Genomic DNA, 1,132 nt, shown 5'->3' with positions numbered 1-1,132 from the left:
GATATTGAAGCCATTATCCAGACCACCGGCAGCGTGGCCACCGATACCTTGCCAGGCGACGAACCGATCGATATTTGCCAGGTGGTGGAAGGCGAGAAGGGCATCAGCCACTTTATGATTGCCCATATCACGCCGTTCTATGAAAAGCGCTGGGGCAGCTTCCTGCGCGATTTTAAGCAGAACCGCATTATCTGACAGCGGGGGCGGCAGCCCCCGCTGTTTCTTTCTGCTTCCAGTTCGAGGCACAAAAGCGGGGTGGCAAAAGCTAATGCAGGGCGGCAAAGATTCGCGGATAGGCAGACACCATGTGATAGAGGAGAAATCCCGTCACGCACAGTGTGACAATGCCGTTGAAGAGCGCCATATCCCCGCGCCAGGCCCGGCACCTCTCTTCGCCCAGCAGAGAACGTAGCGCTGCCACCAGCCCGCCGACCAGCATAAACGCCAGTAACACCCCTGCCATTTGCGCGATAACAATGTACCAGCCCAGCGGCGTATTCACGCCCCGGGCGCTCATCAGCGCGATCTGCGCCGGCAAAATCGTCTGGAACCCGAGGGTAAGTATCATGAGAAGACGCAGGTCCGCCAGCTGAGCGTCGAACGTGCGGGCCAGGCGCCGGGCGTCACGCAGGAGCAGCACCCCTGACGCCACCGCCGCGGCAACGCTGATGTGCTGGAGAATAAAAATATATAACGCCAGGGTTCCGGATGGGACCCGGGACAAAAAGAACAGATTGCAAAAGACCATGACCAGCAGGCCAAATTTTGTGACCCAGGCACGGAATACCTCGCCGGGCCAGCGCCGGCTTGACGCTGGGTTATGCATCATCCACGCGGCAAGGGTCGACTTACCGTAACCGGGCGCGAGCAGCACCATCAGAAAACCCAGCAGCGCCTGGTGACCATAGGTGATCAGTGGGACCTCTTCCAGAGTGACCCCGAGAAAGCGGGTATACACGGAGACTGGCGCAGGCACCAGGCTTAGCCATGTCCGGTTCCATTGCGGCCAAAAATAAAGGATCGCGCCGCCTGCCAGCAGGCCAGCTATACCTCCCTGCCAGGGAAGGCGCGGTGAATAAGCCGAATGTGGGTTAGAGACTAATGCCATTTTCACTCCTTGTGGTGACATCAG

General features: G+C 58.7%; 2 protein-coding genes (1 of these 2 running past the window's edge). One reads left to right on the top strand and one right to left on the bottom strand.

The window, feature by feature from the left end:
- Positions 1 to 195, top strand: partial view of an enhanced serine sensitivity protein SseB gene (gene sseB, locus VZP09_RS14455; protein ID WP_328795237.1) — the 3' end only. Its footprint begins 588 nt before the window's first position; the window shows 195 of its 783 coding nt (coding positions 589–783); its start codon lies off the left edge, out of view; it ends in the stop codon at positions 193 to 195.
- Positions 196 to 265: 70 nt separating this feature from the next.
- On the opposite strand, the gene VZP09_RS14450 is transcribed toward sseB, so the two are convergent.
- Positions 266 to 1,108 (bottom strand): hypothetical protein, encoded by an 843-nt coding sequence (locus VZP09_RS14450; RefSeq protein ID WP_328795236.1) that lies wholly within the window; start codon positions 1,106 to 1,108, stop codon positions 266 to 268.
- Between the last annotated feature and the right edge of the window lie 24 nt (positions 1,109 to 1,132).

This window comes from Klebsiella sp. EMBS2024 (assembly GCF_036233805.1).
Classification (GTDB): domain Bacteria; phylum Pseudomonadota; class Gammaproteobacteria; order Enterobacterales; family Enterobacteriaceae; genus Klebsiella; species Klebsiella pneumoniae.
This window is presented reverse-complemented; position numbering and strand designations above follow the sequence as displayed.

Bases quoted from the DNA above. Each gene is read 5' to 3' on its own strand.
- VZP09_RS14450 (WP_328795236.1), bottom strand. From the start codon at position 1,108: ATGGCATTAGTCTCTAACCCACATTCGGCTTATTCACCGCGCCTTCCC.